The following is a 19,634-nucleotide window of genomic DNA, read 5'->3' as shown; positions in this document are numbered from 1 at the left end:
AGTAAGGAATTTACTGTCACCGGTAGGTTCTTTTTATTGAACGTTGTTCAGGTATTTTTCAGCACCGGGATGCAGGGGGACACCAGCCAATTGTTTAGCGTTAGCTGGAATGGTGGCATCGGCTACTTTTACCACCTTACGAACGTCGTCTATATTTTCATAAGCAGCGCGGGTCAGCTCGTAAGCCATGTCATCAGACATATCGGCGCGGACAACCAGCACGTTCCAGATACTCACCGTGTCGGTGGATGGTACGTTGTTATAGATACCTTCAGGAATGGTGTATTCGCTGTACGCTGGATACTTAGCAATAAAGCTTTCTCTTTCCTGTTGAGCAATCGGAATCACTTTCAGATCGTGGGTCAGCGCGATTTGAGTTACTGCACCAACACCTTGTCCGCCCACAATAAAGCCCGCATCAATCTGACCATTGGCCAATGCATTGGTGGTTTCCGAGTAATTGAGATAAACGGCGCTGATATCCTTTTCAACATCAAAGCCAAGAGTTTCTAGCAGCGCTGCAGACGTAACTGCGGTGCCGGAACCGGGAGCGCCCAGAGAAATTCGTTTTCCTTTCAAATCCTGAAGTGAATTGATATCAGAACCTTGCAACGTCATGGGATGAACCAAGTTAGGGTAGAGCGCAAAGAGCACTTTAACGGGCATTTTGGCAGGAAACTTACCTTCACCATTAAAAGCATCCATCACCACATTGCCCATAGCGATGCCGGCCAGCATATCTCCGCGAACGACTTTAATGGTGTTTTCTACTGATGCGGCGGTGACTTCAGCTTTCACGTTAACGTCACTGACTTCATCAGACCACACCTTGGCTAATGCGCCGCCGAAAGGGTAATAAATGCCGCTCTGGCCACCGGTACCAATTGAGTAGTTCTGGGCAGAGGCAAGCATAGGTAACAGCAATGCAAAGGCTGCAGCTATCCGTTTCATTGGGTTCTTCCTCATATTTTTTGTTGTAATTCTGTTGAGTGTGGGGAGTACTGTATTGCCCACGGTCATTGCCGAGCTTACTACAGTTGCAACGGTTGTAAATACTTTTGGTGTGGCTGACCTTTATCGAGCCTGTTTGAGAAGACAAGGGGCAGGTTGGAACTAAATACTGATAAGTTTGTCTAGCTTATAAAGAAGTTTCAAAACAAAAAAGTTCTAACTATGAATCCAGTTATAGCAAAATTGAACCCACCTCCACATTCGTCTGCGATATCCAGTGACAGAGGGTTTGAAGATAGCCGCCATAATTGCGGGGAAGCTATCAGAAAGCCCTGTTGGCAAGGATTTTCCATGGATGTCGTGGACGAAAATATGAAGTTCTTGAAGGCTGTTGTTGAGAACGTACGGGAGAAGGTGGTAGGAACAAATCATCTGGCAAGAGATATAAGGATAGAATATCCAACCTTAGCATCAGCAGATTTGAAGGGCATTGAACGTAAATACGGTAAGCATATCAGTGAAGATATGACGGGCATGGCGTTGGCGTTAAATTGCCTGTCCGATAAGTTTTACGAGGGAGAGAGTTTAGAGACTATAGACAAAGAAAAGCAGGAGATTTTTTATAAGTTTTTTTCGGAGAATGGGGTTGGTGAATCTGGTAGCCAAGTATACGAATGTCTTCGTCAGCTAATAGATTCTGGTGTTCCGGAAGACGCTATCTGGCCATTGTCATTTTTTCAGGATGCTGATATCTCAAGCTCAGCGACTTTAGAAGAGTTGTACTCGTTATCTTTAAATAGTCATAGATTGATATTGATTTCAAAATGTGAGTTTGTAAATGAATTCTTTGATAAGTGGAGTGAAATTGGAAAGAAAATGGGGGTCTCATATAATCGACGTGATCATCAACTAAAGCATGAGAACCACACTGACGTTTTGTGTAGTTTGTCTGATGTGACAGCGTCGGCAATGCTTGTTGATCCGTTTTTGGAAGAAGTGAGCCTTGCAAGGGATTTAAAGACGGGAAACTCCAGGATAGCGAGAATGTTGGAATCCTACAAACTTAAGCGGCTTTTACCGGTCAAAAATCTTCAGGAGAAACCATTATGTGATCCTGAAATTGAAAAATTGCAAACATTAATTGAAAGTCATGATGATACCTGTCAATCATTAAACAAAGCTAAGTCGATTGCTCAAAAAATAAAAGTGAGAAACAAAGTCTCCCAATCGGAACTGGGTTTAAACGAAAAGAAGCTAATTGTTAGTAGTGTTAATTCTGAGAATTATAATCTTGCGCTACGCCAGTGTGCTTCTAATAGTAAAGCGAATAAAACATTGGACTATTTACTTGATAACAGGGAAGCGCTGAAGATTGATATCAATAGTGTGGGGCGATCTGAAAAGACAGCTCTTATGTATGCTGATGATGCTCAGAATCAGCATGCTACGAAGCGGTTGGAATTTCTACATCGGCTTGATGACAGTGTTGTTCATTGATTGAGTGCACACTTAGTGATATAGCCAAAATAGAGTGAGGTTTATAAAATCACTTTCTTATGGATTTGTTAAACCAGCTGTCTCTGAATGACTGAGGGGAGGTTTCAGTCTGTTTTTTAAAAAAACGACTGAAGTAGGCTATATCGTTGAACCCAAGGTCATAGGCAATGGTTTTCACGGTTTTGCTGGAAAATGCCAATTCACGTTTAGCTTCAATGATCGTCTTCTCATGGATGAGCTGTGTGACTGACTTACCCGTAGATTGCAGGCTCAGTTCATTCACGCGCTTACTGCTCATACTTAGCTGTTCGGCATAGAAAATAACATGTTTACTTTGTTGGAAGTTATCATCGATCAGTTGCGTCAACTTTAGGATTCTTGGATCTTGTAAATCCGGAACGCAGTCATTAGACGACAGGTATCTCAATAGATACCTTAAAAAACTGGTGAATAGCATATTGACCAGCTCATTATCCGGGGACGGGTTATCCAATTCGTGGTTGATGAGGTCGATCAGTTTTAGCAGTGCTTCTTGCCCGGTTTGGTTGATATCGATGAAGGGCTGGCATTGGCGGTTCTTCAGAAAAATCTGTTCCAGAATTTGCAGGCTCTGAACGTCAGGCCTGATCAGTTCAGGGTTAAATGAGATTGCCAGCATCTCTTCAGCCAGGTTCTGGCAATGGTGAACCTGACCAGGGCTGATGAAGTAGATCCGATGCACTGTCAGCGGGTAGTCTAAAAAATCAATACTATGGCTGCCCGTGCCTTTTAATACCCAGAATATCTCATAGTACTCATGTCGGTGGGGCTCAGCGGATTCAGGGGCGGCATTACTGCCAATGAATTCAACATCCAGAGCTGCACCCGGTTGGAGCTTTTTAACTTCTAGCATAGGGGGAAGTTCCAGAAAGGCTTCTGTTGTGTATTAAAACGACACTGAGTAGGTACATCGATAGCCTAAAACAAAAAGTACAATACGTCGTGTAAATTATCCTATTTCATTATCCCCCTGAAAATAGAGAATAAATGATAATTATTTCTATTTAAATTAGGTGGTTATCATGAGTTCCAAAATCGATCTTGATAATGCTCCTATACGGAGCACATTCTTCCAGTATCTATTACCTTCTGTTTTTGCCATGACCATCAAGGCTTTGTTTATCATTGTCGATTTGATGTTTGTCGGGCAGGGCGTGGGTGTTGCGGGTTTAGGCGCCATTTCTCTAACGGTACCTTTCTTTGTGGTATCTGCCGCTCTAGCGCTAATGATTGGTCTTGGTGGCGCGACCATTATGTCGGTGCAATTTGGTAAAGGGAATATTGAAGAAGGGCAGCGAGTCTTTGAGCAGTCGGTTCTGTTTTTCCTGGGGTTGGCTAGTGTGTTGATCGCCATGAGCTTTTACTGGCTGGATGAAATTGTCGCGCTAATGGGCGCCACAGGTGATTTAGCTCAGGCTTCCATTGATTACCTGAGTGTCATGTTGGTGTTCTTTCTGTTTCAGGGTGGCCAGTTTATTCTTGCCGGCTTTGTAAGAAACGATACCAATCCGGGCTTGGCGATGAAAGCCATCATGTCGGGCTTCATGCTGAACATCGTCTTGGATTATATCTTTATCTTTCCACTGGGATGGGGGATTAAAGGGGCGGCACTCGCTACCGGCCTGTCACAGTTGCTGATTTTTGTCTTATTGCTGACTCACTTTATTCAAGGGAAAGGCAAGCTGCGCTTAACATTTTCCGGTGGCTATTCGGTTAAAACCGGTGTCGAAATTATCAGGATCGGTTCGCCCAACTTTTTTATTGAGTCAACAGCTGCTGTTACCGCTGTCTTTTTTAATTACATCCTGCTGACCCGGTATAGTGCCCTGCATGTGACTGCTTACAGCATCATCATGAATGTCGGGCTGGTCGTTATGCTGGTGTTCTCCGGCATTGGCCAGGCCTGTCAGCCGATCATCAGTTATAACTTTGGTGGCGGTAAAATGGAGAAAGTGCGTGAGACGCTCTACCTCGGGTTACGGTATGCCGTTGTGGTGGGTGTTGTTGCGATCGCAATCTCTCTGGCAGGTGCTGAGTACATTGTCTCCATGTTTACGGACAATAATCCGGAACTGGTAGAGCTGGCATCTATAGCACTAAAAATTTATCTGGCGGGCTCCGTGTTTATGGGGGTGAACATTGTGGTGGCGACCTTCTTCCAGTCCGTGGAGTCTCCGGCCATTGCTACAGTGATTTCTATATCAAGAGGGCTGCTGTTTGTATTAGTGGGTCTGGTTGTTTTGCCAATGATGTTTCCTGTGGATGGCGTATGGGGAAGCGTTTTGCTGGCAGAGGTGATTACTCTGGGTATCAGTCTGATCGGGATTATTCAGTTCCTAAAGAGAGATAACCTGAAAGCTTCTGGCTTAGCACGAAACTAAATACCAGGTGACTGTCTCGCGTCACTCGAAACGGTCACTATCAGGCTACTTTTAAAACGACGAATGTCACTTGTATTGGATTTTTCTGGAGAAGTAATAATGGATGCTCAACTGGTTAGTGTTGGCACGATCAGTACCCCTTATACGACACTGAGTGAATGCCCCTTTAATGTGGATGAGCAAAATGGCGCTCTTTGCGAGCTGCATATTGCTGAAGAATATAGAGAAGGTATTACTGGCCTGAAGGTTGGTGAGAAAATTGACATCATGTATTGGCTACACAATTCAGAGCGAAAGGTGTCTGTCGAAAAATCCCACATGAAAAACGATGGTGATGAGTCGTTTGGTACCTTTGCCATGCGTACACCCTTTCGGCCAAATCCAATTGGCTTGGCTAAGCTGACTATTGTTGAGGTTGGTGATGGTTCGATTTTTGTTCGAGGCTTGGACTGTCTGGATGGAACTCACATTGTGGATATTAAGCCTGCGATTGCTTGATACTCTTTTGAGCTTATGATGCCTCCCCTCGTTTTATATCGAGGCGAGGCGTATTGAGTTTATGATTTTGCCTGGCATAGGGAACATGGAAAAAATTAATCTTGAACAGGCGCCAGTTAAGAAGACGTTCTGGATTTATTTGATGCCAGCGCTTTTGATGATGGGGGTGAAATCTGCCTTTGTCATGTTGGATATGATGATGGTAAGCCATGGCCTGGGTGAAAATGCCTTGGCGCTTATGGGGTTGAGCAGGCCGTTCTTCTTTCTCTCTTCCGGGGTTTCCATGACCATCGGTATCGGTGGTGCGACTATCATGTCTGTTCTTTTCGGGCGAGGTGATATATCGTCCGGCCAGACAATCTTTGAGCAGTCGCTAATAGTCACATCCGTGGCATTGATCATCATTTTCGCAAGTTGTTTTTATTTTTTAGACGACATTGTGACTTTGATGGGGGCAACCGGGGAGCTGGCTATTCAGCTGACTGAGTACTTGGAAGTACTTTTACCATGGATACTTTTTCACGGCGTTGGATGGGTTCTGATCTTTTTTATTAAGAATGACAGAAGCTCGGTATTGGTTATGGTTGCAGCGACTGCGGGTTTCACTATAAACATTATTCTGGATTATTTGTTCATATTTGAGCTGTCTTGGGGCATTAAGGGCGCTGCCTGGGCTGCGGGTTTGTCTCAAGTCTTTATGTTTTGTTGCCTAATGCTTCACTTTTTTATGGGCAAAAGTACGCTGAAGTTTCCTCGATTCTCTTTTATTGCACCTGATCAATTGGGCAGTATTGTGAAAATTGGCTCTCCTGTATTAGTCCTTGATTTGGCCGGTGCGTTCGCTGCAGTCATTTATAATCGAGTTCTACTTCAGCAGTTTTCAGAAAGCAATGTGGCAGCATTTAGTGTTGTTACCGGGGTAAGTATGATTTTCCTGTTTACAATGACGTCTATAGGGCAGGCGACCCAACCATTATTTAGTTTTTATTGGGGAGCTGGGAATAAGGATAATATTCGGGCGATTTTTGTTTATGGAGTGAAGATAACTGTCCTGTTAGGGGTGTTTAGTACGTTACTAACCCTGATAAATCCAGAGTTCCTTCTATCAGAGCTGACGGGGCATAACGTTGTTTTGGTGGGTATGGCTGCTACCGCATTGCAGCTTTATTTTTTAGGTGCAGTAATGATGGGTTTGAATATGTTTGCTGCGGCCTTCTTTCAGGCCATAGAAATGCCCTGGACTGCGACAGTCATCTCTCTGGCGCGAAGCTTTGTTTTTGTCATAGTTGGTGTATTTATTTTACCAAAGTTACTCCCCGAATCAGGTATCTGGTCAGGGCGGCGGCATGAGAAGGACAAATGTACTATTAATATACCTCCGGTGTAACCAGAAGTATGATAATGGCAAACTACACACCAATGGTCGTTAGGATCCAGTCACTCATTGAACCTCGTAGCGAGATTCACATTACTTACCCTCTTCCAGAAATCATATTTATCGCTTACATCAGTATCCTGAGTGGCCATACTAAATGGAAAAGCATGGAATGGTTCGCTAAATACAACCAATCYTGGTTTCGTCAGTTTTTCCCTTATACATACGGTTTTCCTTCCCATGATACGATTGCAACAGTCTTCAAACTGATTGATCCAKAAGCTTTTTCACAGTTGTTTGTTGAATGGGTAAGAGACACGGTAGCTGAGATGAATGCTCTCAAAATGGGGCCTCATCCTGAAAAAAACGACAMCGTCATAGCGATAGACGGTAAGGCCCTGCGTGGCTCTCGCCCTTCCAAAGGCAAAAAGCTGGTTCATATCGTTAGCGCCTACAGTTCAGAGCTTAAGTTGATATTAGGCTTTACTCCCGTTGATATGAAATCCAACGAGATCACTGCCATACCCGATGTTATCGATACCCTCTTTGTGGAAGGCGCTTTGATCACCAGTGACGCTATGGGCTGCCAGAAGACTATCTGCAAAAAAATCATTGAAAAAAAGGCCGATTATTTACTTTGTGCGAAGGAAAATCAGCCCACACTGAGTAGCAATATCGAAGCCTGTTTCACTCAATATCTGGAAAATCATCAGAAGGATCCAAAGCCTGAAGATAATAATCCCGCCTTTGCAGAAACTATTGAAAAAAACAAGGGGCGGCAAGAACACCGCCGTTGCTGGGTGTTTAATAATGTAGCGGATATTGACCCAAAGCAAGAGTGGCCTGGGCTTCAGCAATTCTCGGTTATCCAGAGAGACCGATTGATCGGCAAAAAGCAAACAACAGAGTTGCACTTTTATATTGAAAGCAGGGAGATGACGGCAGCCAGTGTTCTGAGTGCAGCACGGAACCACTGGAGCACTGAAAATGGGCAACATTTGTCGTTGGATGTCAGCTTTAGGGAAGACGCTTCTAAAATCCATGAGAGAACAGCGGCAAAAAACATAGCGACGGTTAGGCGCTGGTGTTTCAATGCTCACAAGAAAAGCTGTCGCTTTGAGAAAGAAAGTATGGCAAGGCGGATTGAGCTGGCAGGATTAGATGCGGACTATCGAACTGAGCTGGTACTGGAGACGTTGCGTCCTGACTAATCGTTTGATTTAAACTGACCTGTAGGAGCGTTGTAAGATCCAAGCTTTGTATAAGGCAGTCAGCTTGTGTGTGAAAATTCCATATATTGGTTTCATTTTGGCAATCTCGGGAGAAATACAGATTAAATAACCTGATAAGACTCTATCTAAAAGCTTGGATGTCATGAGTAGGATTAGAAATTAAACTATAGTGCATCCGATGCCTCCGCCCTGGGTATCTGGTGCGTCTTCTTTTTTGCGGAGATTCTTACGATGCTGATGACTGTCTTTGCGATCAAAAAGTATTTTTCAGGTAAGGGTAAGTCATCGGCTAATGGTTTGGCCTGCTGAGAGTAAATGATTGGAGTGATTGAATGGTCACTCCAAATAAAGGGTTCAAACCTCGATCACTTCCCAGCTATGGGTAATCTCAACACCGCCTTTACCGAGCATCAGCGCGACAGAGCAGTATTTTTCTGCGGATAGGTGAACCGCACGTTCAACATGAGATTCCTTAATGGCGGAACCTTTAACGACGAAGTTCAGATGAATTCGGGTGAAGACGGCAGGCACTTCATCCGCACGATCCGCTTCTATTTCTACATGACAGCTCACGACTTTCTGCCGTGCCTTTTCCAAAATTCCCACCACATCAACAGAAGAGCAGCCGCCAAGACCCATTAATACCACTTCCATGGGAGTCGGCGCTGTTTTTTGTTCGCGGTTCGCATCCATGACCAGTGAGTGACCACTGGCGGTTTTTCCAATAAAACGTTGATTATCAACCCATTTGACTTGAGACTGCATGGCAAATCCTAATGCTAATTATTGAGACTGTGAAATATTCTAAGTATTTGTAACATAAACAGCCAGCGACGTTTTTATGAGTTAGAGGGTAAGATTGGTTGTTAGATATGTGAACCAAGTGGCTTTTTTGCCTGTTTGGACACAGGTCAATGCAGGTTGGTATTCAGGTATGATACAAAGAAAAGCAAAATAGTTAACTAAGGAATAGAAGGTTACAGATGTTGATGAATAGTTTTTCTGTCAAAGTTAACACCGAGAAAGAGCAAAGCCTTTCCGCTTTTCTTGAAGAATGTACCCTTAGAACTTACCCCGTCAGAAGCACTATTCTTTGTGCTGGTGATAGCTCCGAGACACTTTACTACATTGTAAAAGGCACCGTATCGGTGGTTATTGAAGACGACGAAGGACGTGAGATGATCGTCGCTTATTTGAACCCGGGAGATTTCTTTGGTGAAATGGGGCTTTTTGACGAGACCTCTTCTGCCAGAAGCGCTTGGGTCAAAGCCAAAACTGCCTGTGAGGTTGCTGAGATCAGTTATCAGCAGTTCAGAACGGTGATTGAGAAAGATCCTGAAATTCTGATGTTGCTATCCAGTCAGCTGGCGGCACGGTTGAAAGACACGACCCGTAAAATGGGCGATCTGGCTTTTCTGGATGTGACAGGGCGGGTTGCCCGGACGTTGCTCGATCTGTGCAAACAGCCGGATGCAATGACGCACCCTGATGGTATGCAGATTAAAATCACCCGTCAGGAAATCGGACGCATCGTTGGTTGTTCGCGGGAAATGGTGGGACGGGTACTGAAGAGCCTGGAGGCTCAGGGGCTGGTGTCAGTTAAAGGGAAAACCATGGTGGTGTTTGGCACTCGGTAGTTTTGACGGTTTCCCCTTGTGTAGCTGAGCTTCAATCTATACTGGTCTGATGATAAGTATGAATAGGGGAGCTTACTCACTATGGGACATCGCTGGTCAAAGAAATTGGTACTGTTAAGTGGTTTTTCATTTTTCCTGTATGGCTGTACCGATCATGTAGAGCGAAATCGGGCTGTTGAAGAAAGCTTTGATGTGATCATGTATCACGTGACACCAGAGGGAAATGGCACCACCGTTGGCAAAGTGTATATTCACCATGCCGATGATGATGACCCGGGCAATGGTGTACGAATCCAACCGGCATTGCATGATTTACCGCCGGGAGAGCATGGTTTTCATGTCCATGAAAACCCTTCCTGTGAGCCCGGTGAGAAAGACGGGGTTATGGTTGCAGCGCTGGCTGCCGGTAGTCATCATGATCCTGAGCATTCCGGCCATCATGAAGGGCCTGATGGTCATGGTCATCTTGGGGATTTACCAAAGCTGCTCGTGAATAAATACGGCGTGGCGGATACGCTGATGATTGTTCCGCGCTTATCTCTGAAAGAATTAAAGCTGAGGTCCCTGATTATACATGCTGGTTCGGATAATTATTCTGATAACCCGCCTTTAGGTGGTGGTGGCGCTAGAATAGCCTGTGGAATTATTCAGTAATTCGCTATTTGATGATTTGTTATTGCCGGTAACTCTTCGGGTTACCGGCCAATCCGAATAGGTTTCAATTTTTACAGGTAAGGAGCAAACAGTGTTTTTAGCTCTGAGCCTGGGTCATCCTTCCGCATAAAGGCTTCACCCACCAGGAAGCTACGGACATCCCGATTAATCATCAAATCCACATCTTCACGAGTATGAATACCGCTTTCGGTGACCACCAATCGACCATCAGGAATCTGGTTGAGCAGTGCCAAAGTGTTATCCAGACTGACTTCAAATGTGTGCAGGTTGCGGTTGTTAATACCAAGAATGGCGTCAGGCAGTGGTAAGGCTCGTTCAAGCTCATCGGCACCATGAACCTCAACCAGCACATCCATGCCAAGGGATTGCGCCAGTGCATTAAACTCACTGAGCTGCTGATCAGACAGTGCCGAGACAATCAACAGAATGCAATCCGCACCAATGGCTCTAGCCTCATAGATTTGATAAGGATCGACCATAAAATCTTTTCTCAGTACGGGCAGTGAACACGCACTTCTGGCGGCCTGAAGATAATCTTCATTGCCCTGGAAAAAGTCTTTATCGGTGAGTACGGAAAGGCAGCTCGCACCTGCTGCTTCGTAGCTTTTGGCAATCTCAGCGGGGGCAAAATGTTCCCGAATAACGCCTTTGCTGGGTGATGCCTTTTTGATTTCAGCAATGATGGCAGCCTGCTGATTGTCCACTCGTTTAAACAGTTGGCGGGCAAAACCCCGAGGCGCATCAGGCGTATTAGTAGCACGCACTTTCATGCTTTCCAGAGAGGTGGTGAAGCAGCGATCGGCCACTTCTTCATGCTTTCTCTCGATGATCTTGTTGAGTATCGTCGGCAGTGCCATGATTTACTCCTCTTCCAGCGCAAAGATGCGGGTAAAACTGGCCAGCTCTTTCATTTTTTCCAGAGCCAGGCCACTGTCGATGGCATCCTGAGCCATCAATACGCCTTCTTTTAAGCTGCTGGCAACACCAGAAACATAAAGGGCGGCACCAGAGTTCAGAGCGATAATGGCAGCGGCTTTTTCTGCATGCTGTCCCTGCTGTTTTCCAAGAGCGTCTTGAATAAGTGCCAGAGAGGCGGAGCTGCTGTCAACGGCTAACCCAATCAGGCTTTGTGATGGAATGCCAAAGTCTTCGGGCTTAATGGTGTATTCGGTGATTTCACCGTGCTTGAGTTCAACGACATGGGTTTCGCTGGCAATACTGATTTCATCCAGACCATCGTTGGAATGCACGACCAATACATGCTCATTGCCCAGCTCCCGTAATACTTCGGCCATTGGACGACAAAGTGCTTTATTAAATACACCAATCAGCAAGTTTTTAACGTGGGCAGGGTTAGAGAGCGGGCCGAGAATATTAAACACCGTTCGTATGCCAAGCTCACGTCGTACGCCAATCACATTTTTCATGGCTGAATGGTGGGCAGGCGCAAACATAAAGCCAACGCCTACTTCTTCAATGCATCGAGCGACTTGCTCAGGTGTGACATTCAGATTGATGCCAGCTTGCTCAAGAAGGTCGGCACTGCCGCTGGAACTGGAAACACTGCGATTGCCGTGCTTCGCCACACTGGCACCGGCGGCTGCGCAGACAAAAGACGACGCAGATGAAACATTAAACAGGTTGGCATCATCACCGCCAGTGCCAACAATATCCACAAGATGATTGGCATTCACCTGAACTGGCGTCGCCAGTTCGCGCATAACCGTTGCTGCACCAGTAATCTCTTCAACGGTTTCGCTCTTCATGCGCATGCCTACAAGAAATGCAGCAATCTGACTGTCCGTACATTGGCCAGTCATAATATGTTGCATCACTTCGATCATTTCCTGACGGGTAAGGTCAAGGTTTTGAACGATGCGGTTGATGGTTTCATTTATTGTAATGGTCATAAATCAAACTCTTTTTACGCAGTCTTTTTAAACAGCGTTTTTTAGGCTTTTGTTTTAAGGAAATTGGCCAGCAGGTCGTGGCCCTGTTCCGTCATAATTGACTCTGGGTGGAATTGCACGCCTTCCACTGGGAGTTCTTTGTGACGAACCCCCATGATTTCATCATTGCTGCCGTCTTCGAGGCGAGTCCAGGCAGTGACTTCCAGGCAATCGGGTAACGTTTCTTTATCAATCACCAGTGAATGGTAGCGGGTGGTGGTGACCGGATTAGCCAGCCCACGAAAGACACCGATATCCTGGTGATACACCGGAGACACTTTGCCGTGCATGACTTGTCTGGCACGGATGATCTTGCCACCGTAAACCTGTCCGATGCTTTGATGGCCAAGGCAAACCCCAAGGATCGGCACTTTACCTTGGAAATGTCGTATAACATCCATGGAAATTCCGGCTTCATTGGGTGTGCAGGGGCCGGGAGAAATCACGATGTGCTCCGGGTTCAGTTTTTCAATATCCGCAATGGAGATGTGATCATTGCGATGAACGTGCACATTGGCCCCCAGTTCACCAAAATACTGAACCAGGTTAAACGTGAAGGAGTCGTAGTTATCAATCATTAACAGCATTATTTTCTCACCTTCACTGTTTTTTGTTCTGTACTGGCTGAAAGGTTAAGGCCGGTTTGCGCCATGGCGACAGCCCTGAAAACCGCACGGCCTTTGTTCATGGTTTCTTTCCATTCCATATCCGGGCTGGAGTCTGCAACAATACCGGCACCGGCTTGAATGTGCAGTTTACGGTCTTTAATCACTGCAGTTCGAATAGCGATGGCGGTATCCATATTGCCATTCCAGGCCAGATAACCCACAGCACCACCATAAACACCGCGTTTTACCGGCTCCATTTCATCAATGATTTCCATGGCTCGCACTTTGGGTGCGCCACTTAATGTACCGGCGGGGAGGGTGGCCGCCATGACATCCAATGCGTCCTGACCTTCTTTGAGCTGGCCGGTCACATTGGACACGATATGCATAACATGGGAGTAGCGCTCGATAATCATTTTGTCGGTGAGTTCGACGGTGCCGGTTTTTGCAACACGACCAACGTCGTTTCTTCCCAGGTCGATCAGCATCAAGTGTTCCGCCAGCTCCTTTGGATCATTGAGCAGCTCTTCTTCCATGGCTTTATCTTTAGCTTCGGTATCGCCGCGTTTTCGGGTGCCGGCAATGGGGCGCACGGTCACTTCGCCATCTTCCAGTCGGGCAAGAATTTCAGGAGAAGAACCGACAACGTGGAAGTCGCCCAGATCCATGTAATACATATAAGGCGATGGGTTGGTACTTCTCAGGGCTCGGTAAAGGTTCAAAGGAGAGCTGTCATAAGGAATGGTCATGCGCTGGGAAATCACCACCTGCATGGTGTCACCAGCGAGAATGTAATCCCGAATATCACTGACAGATTGTTTAAACGCTGCTTCACCAAAGCCGGATTGGAAATCTTCTTCTTTCGCAGGGTGCAAAGAGTGTTGTGCTGGTGGTTGCACATGGCTGGTTTGCAGCTGCCGAACCAGGAAGTCCAGTCTGGATTGTGCGGTTTCCAGTGCAGCGGCTTCGCTGGGATCGGCATGGGTGATCAGAATGAGTTTGCCGCTGAGGTTGTCAAACACCACAAGTTCGTCAGACACCATTAACAGAATGTCTGGTGTATGCAGCTCATCTTTGGGTGCAGATTTGGCCAGCTTTGGTTCGATGTAGCGAACGGTGTCGTAGCCAAAGTAACCGACCAGTCCGCCGGTAAAACGTGGAAGCTCCGGCAACTCTGGCACTTTGTATCGATCCTGAAAAGCCCGGATAAATTCGAATGGGTCGGAGGTGGTATGTTCTTCGATGATTTGACGGTCTTTCTCCACCTGTATTTTATTGCCACTGACTCTCATCAGTGTTCTGCAAGGTAACCCGATCATGGAGTAGCGACCCCATTTCTCACCGCCTTCCACAGACTCCAAGAGATAAGAGTAACGACCATTGGCCAGTTTGAGGTACGTAGTTAGCGGAGTGTCCAGATCGGCCAGAATTTCCCGCACAACCGGGATTCGGTTGTACCCTTCACTGGCCAGACGTGCAAAGACTTCAGGTGTCATAACAGGTCTCATAAAAAATGATTAGTTTGAGTTGTTCGGTATTGCAACGACCGTGTTGCAGTTGAGCTGGTTTAGTATAGAAGAAGGCTCAAGGCCAGCTTTGGCAGCAACGGGAAACATGAAGGGTGGAAAAAGAGGGTACTAAAATAGACACGAACCGACGGGTGTCATCCAGTAAAGTCTGAGATATGTATGGTTGGTAACAGTGTTTCACTGCGAACTCCGTATGTCAGCCTTTAGAGACTGATCACGATGTTATCAAGTTGCCTGATCGAAGCCTATAAGACAATAGAAGTGATTGCAAATGGCTTCGTAAGGGTAAATCGATAAGGTACTTCGGTGTCAGTTGGTTACTTCTTCCTTATATGTTCATTAAATAAGACTTCGCCAAGAGCCTTAATGAAGTGATTGTTTACTTGTACGTCAATTGGTGTGTTGCTGTCTGTGTATATTGCAATTCCTGCACTCTGCTGTTTCAGTCGGGGAGGTTCTTTTGCTTGATGTGGCAACTGACTGTTCATTTTGTAAGGTTGCGTCATAGATTGAGAAACCTTAAAGGGGGCGAGGGGATGGCAGGGGCGTGGAAAATAACGATATGTGAAGTGCGGATCAGTGCTACGTGCAGCGAAGTGATCGGAATGGGCATGCGCTCTTTGAGGGCATGGAGTAAAAGCAGGTCGTTCAAAGTTTATAGGACGTGTTGATAGCTGTTTGTTAGCAGGGAATGCTGCCTGCGGCGTAATTGATTGTTCAAGATATGGCTCTGTTTTATGGCTATAGGTGGAATGAGCAGGTAGGTGCGGTTGTTGTATTGAATGGCTTGGTAGTTTGGTAGGTTCCTGAAAACTTGAGCGGGCAGGATAATAAGGAGCGACCCTCATTCCATAGAAGGGATTAGATGGATGCTTATGGGTGGGCTTTTGGTGTGGAATCTCAAGATAAGCTGAAGAATTTCCAGCAGGGGTAATGTCTTGGAAGGATAAAAGCGGCGCATGATATGTGTTCTGTGTTGGGTTGGTCATAGTGTGGGAATCATAGATAATATTGCGTGTTGGTTTGCTATAGGACTCATAAAGTATCCGATTAGTTCCTCCCTCCCCTCCTTCTCTCTCTTTTCTTTACCGAATTCCTGGAGTTACAAGGTGTTCTATGTTCTCAGAGTAATGAGCTTAATGAGGATATCACCAAGTCTGGATTGGCAGTTCCAATAGGCTCGCCGTGGTTGTACCCATAAGGTAGTCCAATGACTTTAACGCCGGCGGCTCTCGCGGCCCTCACATCACTAATGGAGTCTCCGATCATCAGTGCCTGATGTGCAGACACATCAAAATGCTTCATGACATGCAATAAAGGCATAGGATGAGGTTTTTTCTCTGGCAGGCTATCCCCACCGATCACTGCTTCAAAAAAGTGATCAATACCCATGATTTGCAGTAAACGATGAGAAAATTGCTCGCTTTTGTTGGTGATGACCGCCTGTGGTATGCCACGTTGGTGCATCGCTTCCAGAAAAGGGACGATGCCCGGGAAAAGGTGGCTGTGCATGCCAAGTTCCTCACCGTAGTGCTGACGGAAAAGATCAAAACCTTTTTCAAAAAGTGTGTCGTTAACTCGCCCGGGTTGATCCCCGTGGGCGTCATCAGCGATTGCACGCTTTACCAGCGATGGAATACCGTTGCCAACCCACAGTCGAGTTTTGGATTCGCCGGCTGGTGGCAGGTCAAGGGCGAGCAACATTTTGTCCAGCGCAACGGCCAGGTCAGGCACGCTTTCAACCAGCGTGCCATCCAGATCGTACATAACGAGAGAAACACCCTGTAAAACTGGGTGTTTTGTATCAGATGGTGTGGTTATAAATGGTGTGCTCATAAACGTTAGATGGATCCAACCAGGGAGAGTTCAGTGCGCATTTTTTCGATAGCACCCTGATACGTCTCAGCGCCAAAGATGGCGGAACCGGCAACAAATGTATCGGCACCCGCTTCCGCAATTTGTCGGATGTTGTTGGTGGTCACGCCGCCATCCACTTGCAGGCGGATATCCAACCCACTGTCGTCAATTATCTTACGAACGCGAACCAGCTTCTTCAGTGTGGATGGGATAAACTTCTGACCACCGAAGCCCGGGTTTACAGACATCAGTAGAATCATATCCAGCTTGTCGATGACGTATTCGAGGATATCTGGCGATGTGGCCGGGTTAAGGACCAATCCTGCTTTACAGCCACCTTCCCGGATGAGTTGTAAGCTGCGGTCGATGTGGTCAGAGGCTTCTGGGTGGAATGTAATCGTGGTGGCACCGGCTTCAATAAAGTCGGCGATCATGCGATCCACTGGGCTAACCATCAGGTGCACATCAATGGGTGCGGTCACTCCGTGCTTTCTCAATGCTTTGCAGACCATTGGTCCCAGAGTCAGGTTGGGAACGTAGTGGTTATCCATAACATCAAAATGTACCCAGTCAGCACCGGCAGACAGGACATTGTCCACTTCTTCTCCCAGTCGGGCAAAGTCAGCGGAAAGGATACTCGGGGCAATAATATAGTCGCGCATAGGATTCCGGTGGTGGTCAGATGTTTCTGGCGATTGTAGCGGTTTGTACCTGAGCTGTCAGGCATTGGTGGCAGGATTTACCTTGTAATCTGCAGGTGTGATAACGGTGGCTATACTCCGTGGCGTCGTCACATGATCGTATCGTTAGAGCGTGTAGAGAAAAATGATAAATACAGAAGCTTTAGTCAGTACTTCTTTTAGGGAGCGAAAGAGCCTTGTTGTTATATGGATAGTTTGTATCTTCTTGCTGTTGAATTGGAGCGTCAGGATTCAGGCTCACCTCATCGAGGAAATCGATAGAGTCCACTATTCAGGCAGTTTCGAATTGATGGATGTGTATGGTGACAAGGGCTTGCTGCAGTATACGGATGGCTGTGTGGCTGGTGACTCGGAAAGCTGTGAGATAAAAATAGCGGTAAACGCCAGAAGTATTTACGTGGAAGAGTTTGACCCGCTGGATGAGCCACTGCTCGGATACATTAATTACTTGTCTCACCTGAAAAGAACAGGGCAGATATTGAGGGTTCGATTTACACCAATATTGACCGATGTTGCTGCAGAAGTTATTGGGTATCGCATTCATTACGCTACCGATAATGCTCGTATGACAGTGGCAAAAAGGATGGATCCGCTCTTGTTACCCAGCGTGCTTGACAGGAACCCCTTGTTATTGTTTTCGGTGCTTGCGACGCATCAATCGTCACTTGATTTATTACTGTCCCCATCCAGGGATGTTTACATTAAAAGTCTTGAGTGGGCAGGGCAGCAAACCTTGAAAATATCTATCGCAGGGCGTGGGGGGAGTTTTGGTTACCGCTATTACAGTTTCCCAAAAGATAACGAGCTTTTTCTCGATCTTGGTGGGCCGTTCAGCATAAACAGTTTGTCGGAAGGCGTAGCGTTCAGTTTTCCAACCAGTGATAAAACCATTCCACCGATGCGTATGGTCACGGGGTATCACAGTGATCAGCGGGAGTGGCTTATTAATCGTGCCTCTGCCGTGGCGGCTTATGCGACGATATTCAGTGGTGTCGGTGTGAGTATCTGGAATCGAAGTCTGGTGGGTGGCGTAATGAGTGCTTTGTTAATGTTGGTTGAGTTGAGAACCGGGGCTGCGTCCTCTGAACTTCAGGGGCTGGCCAAGCGCATTTTACCTGAGTCGTTGCAATTCAATCCACGTTATCAGGGGCGGTATATTCTGAAGGTTCTCAGGAGTGAATCCGAAGAAATAGAGCCATTGCTTTAGTAGATTCAGCAAGGGCTTTCTTTCCTGTGGCTAAACGGTATAATACGGCTCCCGTTTCCCGATTGAGCGCCCAATGTTTTGAACAGGCCACTATTGGCTGGGTCTGGGGTTAATAGCCTGACTCTTGATGCAGCCGGGAACGGCCATGTAGGAACAGGTATTGCGTAAGCAATATCATAGAGGCGAATTAAATGAAAACTTTTAGTGCAAAGCCAGAAACCGTAAAACGTGACTGGTTCGTAGTGGATGCCGATGGCAAGACACTGGGTCGACTGGCAACAGAAATCGCTCTGCGTCTGCGCGGCAAACATAAGCCTGAGTTCACACCACACGTGGACACTGGCGACTACATCGTAGTGGTTAACGCCGAGAAAGTACGTGTTACTGGACGTAAGTCCACTGACAAAATGTACCACCGCCACACCGGTTTCATCGGCGGCCTGAAGTCCATGAGCTTTGATAAGCTGATCGGACACAAGCCTGAGATGGTAATCGAACTGGCTGTAAAGGGTATGCTGCCTAAGAATGCTCTGGGTCGCGCCATGTTTCGCAAGCTGAAGGTTTATGCCGGCAGTGAGCACCAACATGCTGCTCAGCAGCCTCAGCAACTGGAAATCTAATCAGGGGTGGTTATGTCTGTAACACAATACTACGGAACTGGACGTCGTAAGTCCTCTACCGCGCGTGTTTTCCTGAGAACTGGTACTGGCAGTATTACTGTCAATGGCCGTGCTCTGGATGAATACTTCGGCCGTGAAACTGCTCGCATGGTTGTTCGTCAGCCGCTTGAGCTGACCGAGCTGACTGAGAAGTTCGACATCAAGATCACTGTATCTGGTGGCGGCGGTTCTGGTCAGGCTGGTGCAATCCGTCACGGTATCACCCGTGCACTGATGCAATATGATGAAACTCTGCGTGCTGACCTGCGTAAAGCTGGTTACGTTACCCGTGACGCTCGTGAAGTTGAGCGTAAGAAAGTGGGTCTGCGTAAAGCGCGTAAGCGTCCTCAGTTCTCCAAGCGCTGATACAGAAGACGACTCGCTCGCTGTTTTACCATCGGGTGGGTGTTATTCTTCAAAAAAGGCCTGCATGCTTCTGTATGCAGGCCTTTCTGTATTTGGAACTTTCTTTATTTTAATTTGTCTACTTCGTTTTGTGTAGTCGTGAAGGTTTATACTGGCTGTTGTTACCTTCAGGTTATTTAATTGCACATTGCATCTCGAGGTAGAATGAATCAGATTGGTTTCCCCCTTCCTTTGTCAGGAATTCACCCGGATTTTGTAGGAAAAAAACAGTCTCCACGGGCTAAGTTACCGTTAATGGTTGGAAGCACCAATGTTCAGCAATTTTGCTAACCAATCGGCCAGCAGTTAACTTATTTGCCGCTGTAAGTTCCCGTCTCCAGGCCAGATAATGGGGTAGGTAACGAGTAGCAACCCCTTGGAATATGCCGCCAATCCAGCGTTTTAGATGTCTGTGATAAGAGTTTACAGTCTGG

At 46.5% G+C, this 19,634-nt stretch carries 20 protein-coding genes and 1 pseudogene; 10 read left to right on the top strand and 11 right to left on the bottom strand.

Features of this window, described 5'->3' with window-relative positions; genetic code table 11:
- Window positions 1-33: 33 nt before the first annotated feature.
- On the bottom strand, window positions 34-951 hold the full coding sequence (locus AKL11_RS15545; protein ID WP_067519070.1) for a TAXI family TRAP transporter solute-binding subunit: 918 nt from the start codon (window positions 949-951) through the stop codon (window positions 34-36).
- A gap of 351 nt (window positions 952-1,302) precedes the next feature.
- Between AKL11_RS15545 and AKL11_RS15540 the strand changes: the two genes are divergently transcribed.
- Entirely contained in the window at window positions 1,303-2,448 is a 1,146-nt protein-coding gene (locus AKL11_RS15540) for a hypothetical protein (protein ID WP_067519068.1), read from the top strand.
- A gap of 49 nt (window positions 2,449-2,497) precedes the next feature.
- Here the strand turns inward: AKL11_RS15540 and AKL11_RS15535 are convergent, their stop codons facing one another.
- Window positions 2,498-3,340: a helix-turn-helix domain-containing protein gene (locus AKL11_RS15535; RefSeq protein ID WP_067519066.1), complete on the bottom strand. Its 843-nt coding sequence runs from the start codon at window positions 3,338-3,340 to the stop codon at window positions 2,498-2,500.
- Between the two features lie 169 nt (window positions 3,341-3,509).
- Here AKL11_RS15535 and AKL11_RS15530 point away from each other — a divergent pair, with 169 nt between their 5' ends.
- The 4 genes from AKL11_RS15530 to AKL11_RS15515 all read left to right on the top strand — a co-directional run bounded on the left by AKL11_RS15530 (window position 3,510) and on the right by AKL11_RS15515 (window position 7,952).
- Window positions 3,510-4,868 (top strand): MATE family efflux transporter, encoded by a 1,359-nt coding sequence (locus tag AKL11_RS15530; protein WP_067519064.1) that lies wholly within the window; start codon window positions 3,510-3,512, stop codon window positions 4,866-4,868.
- A gap of 99 nt (window positions 4,869-4,967) precedes the next feature.
- Complete coding sequence (gene tsaA / locus AKL11_RS15525; RefSeq protein WP_067519062.1) at window positions 4,968-5,366, top strand: tRNA (N6-threonylcarbamoyladenosine(37)-N6)-methyltransferase TrmO; 399 nt, start codon at window positions 4,968-4,970, stop codon at window positions 5,364-5,366.
- A gap of 61 nt (window positions 5,367-5,427) precedes the next feature.
- Window positions 5,428-6,753 (top strand): MATE family efflux transporter, encoded by a 1,326-nt coding sequence (locus AKL11_RS15520; RefSeq protein ID WP_067581790.1) that lies wholly within the window; start codon window positions 5,428-5,430, stop codon window positions 6,751-6,753.
- Between the two features lie 8 nt (window positions 6,754-6,761).
- On the top strand, window positions 6,762-7,952 hold the full coding sequence (locus tag AKL11_RS15515) for an ISAs1 family transposase (protein ID WP_095210421.1): 1,191 nt from the start codon (window positions 6,762-6,764) through the stop codon (window positions 7,950-7,952).
- 375 nt (window positions 7,953-8,327) lie between these two features.
- Here the strand turns inward: AKL11_RS15515 and AKL11_RS15510 are convergent, their stop codons facing one another.
- Window positions 8,328-8,738, bottom strand: a complete 411-nt coding sequence (locus AKL11_RS15510; RefSeq protein WP_067519055.1) for an OsmC family protein — start codon at window positions 8,736-8,738, stop codon at window positions 8,328-8,330.
- A gap of 224 nt (window positions 8,739-8,962) precedes the next feature.
- Here AKL11_RS15510 and crp point away from each other — a divergent pair, with 224 nt between their 5' ends.
- Window positions 8,963-9,610 (top strand): cAMP-activated global transcriptional regulator CRP, encoded by a 648-nt coding sequence (gene crp, locus AKL11_RS15505; RefSeq protein ID WP_095210463.1) that lies wholly within the window; start codon window positions 8,963-8,965, stop codon window positions 9,608-9,610.
- An 81-nt stretch (window positions 9,611-9,691) separates the two neighbouring features.
- Complete coding sequence (sodC, locus tag AKL11_RS15500) at window positions 9,692-10,264, top strand: superoxide dismutase family protein (RefSeq protein WP_095210420.1); 573 nt, start codon at window positions 9,692-9,694, stop codon at window positions 10,262-10,264.
- 71 nt (window positions 10,265-10,335) lie between these two features.
- Here the strand turns inward: sodC and trpC are convergent, their stop codons facing one another.
- The 7 genes from trpC to rpe all read right to left on the bottom strand — a co-directional run bounded on the left by trpC (window position 10,336) and on the right by rpe (window position 16,890).
- Window positions 10,336-11,142: an indole-3-glycerol phosphate synthase TrpC gene (gene trpC / locus AKL11_RS15495; protein WP_067519051.1), complete on the bottom strand. Its 807-nt coding sequence runs from the start codon at window positions 11,140-11,142 to the stop codon at window positions 10,336-10,338.
- A gap of 3 nt (window positions 11,143-11,145) precedes the next feature.
- Window positions 11,146-12,189: an anthranilate phosphoribosyltransferase gene (trpD, locus tag AKL11_RS15490; RefSeq protein WP_067519735.1), complete on the bottom strand. Its 1,044-nt coding sequence runs from the start codon at window positions 12,187-12,189 to the stop codon at window positions 11,146-11,148.
- A 47-nt stretch (window positions 12,190-12,236) separates the two neighbouring features.
- Window positions 12,237-12,821: an anthranilate synthase component II gene (locus AKL11_RS15485; RefSeq protein WP_067519049.1), complete on the bottom strand. Its 585-nt coding sequence runs from the start codon at window positions 12,819-12,821 to the stop codon at window positions 12,237-12,239.
- On the bottom strand, window positions 12,821-14,338 hold the full coding sequence (gene trpE, locus AKL11_RS15480) for an anthranilate synthase component I (protein WP_067519047.1): 1,518 nt from the start codon (window positions 14,336-14,338) through the stop codon (window positions 12,821-12,823). The genes AKL11_RS15485 and trpE overlap by 1 nt, the downstream gene beginning before the upstream one ends.
- Before the next feature lie 350 nt (window positions 14,339-14,688).
- Window positions 14,689-15,360 carry a hypothetical protein gene (locus AKL11_RS25230; protein ID WP_157673595.1) on the bottom strand — a complete coding sequence of 224 codons (672 nt, stop codon included), beginning with the start codon at window positions 15,358-15,360 and terminating at the stop codon, window positions 14,689-14,691.
- Between the two features lie 133 nt (window positions 15,361-15,493).
- A complete protein-coding gene (locus AKL11_RS15470) occupies window positions 15,494-16,207 on the bottom strand; it encodes a phosphoglycolate phosphatase (protein WP_067519042.1) in 714 nt (237 codons plus the stop codon).
- A 5-nt stretch (window positions 16,208-16,212) separates the two neighbouring features.
- Window positions 16,213-16,890 carry a ribulose-phosphate 3-epimerase gene (gene rpe, locus AKL11_RS15465; protein ID WP_067519040.1) on the bottom strand — a complete coding sequence of 226 codons (678 nt, stop codon included), beginning with the start codon at window positions 16,888-16,890 and terminating at the stop codon, window positions 16,213-16,215.
- Between the two features lie 325 nt (window positions 16,891-17,215).
- On the opposite strand from rpe, the gene AKL11_RS15460 reads away from it, so the two are divergent.
- The 3 genes from AKL11_RS15460 to rpsI all read left to right on the top strand — a co-directional run bounded on the left by AKL11_RS15460 (window position 17,216) and on the right by rpsI (window position 19,161).
- Window positions 17,216-18,136 (top strand): hypothetical protein, encoded by a 921-nt coding sequence (locus tag AKL11_RS15460; RefSeq protein ID WP_157673594.1) that lies wholly within the window; start codon window positions 17,216-17,218, stop codon window positions 18,134-18,136.
- Window positions 18,137-18,327: 191 nt separating this feature from the next.
- Window positions 18,328-18,756 carry a 50S ribosomal protein L13 gene (gene rplM, locus AKL11_RS15455; RefSeq protein WP_067519036.1) on the top strand — a complete coding sequence of 143 codons (429 nt, stop codon included), beginning with the start codon at window positions 18,328-18,330 and terminating at the stop codon, window positions 18,754-18,756.
- Window positions 18,757-18,768: 12 nt separating this feature from the next.
- A complete protein-coding gene (rpsI, locus tag AKL11_RS15450; protein ID WP_067519034.1) occupies window positions 18,769-19,161 on the top strand; it encodes a 30S ribosomal protein S9 in 393 nt (130 codons plus the stop codon).
- A gap of 280 nt (window positions 19,162-19,441) precedes the next feature.
- Here rpsI and AKL11_RS25985 read toward each other — a convergent pair.
- Window positions 19,442-19,634 (bottom strand): annotated as a pseudogene (locus AKL11_RS25985) (IS1595-like element ISEnu2 family transposase); the annotation flags it as partial.

Source organism: Endozoicomonas ascidiicola (assembly GCF_001646945.1).
GTDB classification, from domain to species: domain Bacteria; phylum Pseudomonadota; class Gammaproteobacteria; order Pseudomonadales; family Endozoicomonadaceae; genus Endozoicomonas; species Endozoicomonas ascidiicola.
This window is presented reverse-complemented; position numbering and strand designations above follow the sequence as displayed.

Coding starts and splice junctions, on each gene's coding strand:
- AKL11_RS15545 (WP_067519070.1), bottom strand. CDS start 951: ATGAAACGGATAGCTGCAGCCTTTGCATTGCTGTTACCTATGCTTGCC.
- AKL11_RS15540 (WP_067519068.1), top strand. CDS start 1,303: ATGGATGTCGTGGACGAAAATATGAAGTTCTTGAAGGCTGTTGTTGAG.
- AKL11_RS15535 (WP_067519066.1), bottom strand. CDS start 3,340: ATGCTAGAAGTTAAAAAGCTCCAACCGGGTGCAGCTCTGGATGTTGAA.
- AKL11_RS15530 (WP_067519064.1), top strand. CDS start 3,510: ATGAGTTCCAAAATCGATCTTGATAATGCTCCTATACGGAGCACATTC.
- tsaA (WP_067519062.1), top strand. CDS start 4,968: ATGGATGCTCAACTGGTTAGTGTTGGCACGATCAGTACCCCTTATACG.
- AKL11_RS15520 (WP_067581790.1), top strand. CDS start 5,428: ATGATTTTGCCTGGCATAGGGAACATGGAAAAAATTAATCTTGAACAG.
- AKL11_RS15510 (WP_067519055.1), bottom strand. CDS start 8,738: ATGCAGTCTCAAGTCAAATGGGTTGATAATCAACGTTTTATTGGAAAA.
- crp (WP_095210463.1), top strand. CDS start 8,963: ATGAATAGTTTTTCTGTCAAAGTTAACACCGAGAAAGAGCAAAGCCTT.
- sodC (WP_095210420.1), top strand. CDS start 9,692: ATGGGACATCGCTGGTCAAAGAAATTGGTACTGTTAAGTGGTTTTTCA.
- trpC (WP_067519051.1), bottom strand. CDS start 11,142: ATGGCACTGCCGACGATACTCAACAAGATCATCGAGAGAAAGCATGAA.
- AKL11_RS15485 (WP_067519049.1), bottom strand. CDS start 12,821: ATGCTGTTAATGATTGATAACTACGACTCCTTCACGTTTAACCTGGTT.
- trpE (WP_067519047.1), bottom strand. CDS start 14,338: ATGACACCTGAAGTCTTTGCACGTCTGGCCAGTGAAGGGTACAACCGA.
- AKL11_RS25230 (WP_157673595.1), bottom strand. CDS start 15,360: ATGACCAACCCAACACAGAACACATATCATGCGCCGCTTTTATCCTTC.
- AKL11_RS15470 (WP_067519042.1), bottom strand. CDS start 16,207: ATGAGCACACCATTTATAACCACACCATCTGATACAAAACACCCAGTT.
- rpe (WP_067519040.1), bottom strand. CDS start 16,890: ATGCGCGACTATATTATTGCCCCGAGTATCCTTTCCGCTGACTTTGCC.
- rplM (WP_067519036.1), top strand. CDS start 18,328: ATGAAAACTTTTAGTGCAAAGCCAGAAACCGTAAAACGTGACTGGTTC.
- rpsI (WP_067519034.1), top strand. CDS start 18,769: ATGTCTGTAACACAATACTACGGAACTGGACGTCGTAAGTCCTCTACC.